General features: G+C 61.9%; 2 protein-coding genes. One reads left to right on the top strand and one right to left on the bottom strand.

Annotated elements, in window-relative coordinates:
* A partial coding sequence (locus EN749_RS39320) for a transposase (protein WP_245491599.1) occupies nucleotides 1-238 on the top strand: 238 nt, incomplete at its 5' end.
* Nucleotides 239-290: 52 nt separating this feature from the next.
* Here the strand turns inward: EN749_RS39320 and EN749_RS36725 are convergent.
* A partial coding sequence (locus EN749_RS36725; protein ID WP_245491598.1) for a PfkB family carbohydrate kinase occupies nucleotides 291-713 on the bottom strand: 423 nt, incomplete at its 5' end.

Below are 713 nucleotides of genomic sequence, written 5' to 3'. Positions count from 1 at the left end.
AAAGGCTCCGCGCCAGCGCCCGTCGCTTCACCCGCCCAGCAGGGCACAACCAACGCCGGAAACGAACTCAAAACTGGATAGAAACTGGGGGCAACGTCACGTCGAGCCAGTGTTCGGACAGATCAAGCAAGCAAGGGGGTTCAGGCAGTTCTTGTTGCGGGGCATCGAGAAGGTCAGCGCCGAATGGGCGATAATCTGCATCGCCCACAACCTCACAAAGCTCGCCAACGCCGTCTAAGCCGCTTATCGTTCATGAAACAGCCCGACGCCAGGACTAACTGGACAGGCTCCTAGTCCTGGAAATGTCCGCCTGACAGCAACCCGGCCTGTTCAGCCTCGCGGCGCAGGTTCTGGCGCGGGCGCGGGCCGATCTGCTGGATCACCAATCCGGCCGCCAGTGAACCAAGGTCGCCGCAGGTCTTGAGGTCGCGGCCTTGCGTGTAGCCATAGAGGAAACCGGCGGCGTAGAGGTCCCCGGCGCCGGTTGTGTCGACCAGTTCCCCAATCGTCGTCGCCTTGATGATGACGGTCTCGTCGCCGCGCACGATCACCGACCCTTTTTCGGACCGCGTCACGGCGGCGATCTTGCAATCCTTGCGGATCCGCGCCAGCGCCTCGTCGAACGACGATGTCTGGTAGAGCGATTTGATCTCGTGGCTGTTGGCAAAGACGATATCGACGGTGCCCGAGCGCATCAGGTCGAGGAACTCGTC

The organism is Mesorhizobium sp. M7A.F.Ca.ET.027.02.1.1, from assembly GCF_004022985.1.
Lineage (GTDB): Bacteria > Pseudomonadota > Alphaproteobacteria > Rhizobiales > Rhizobiaceae > Mesorhizobium.
The sequence above is the reverse complement of the archived record's forward strand: the minus strand, read 5'-3'. Positions and strand labels throughout refer to the sequence as shown.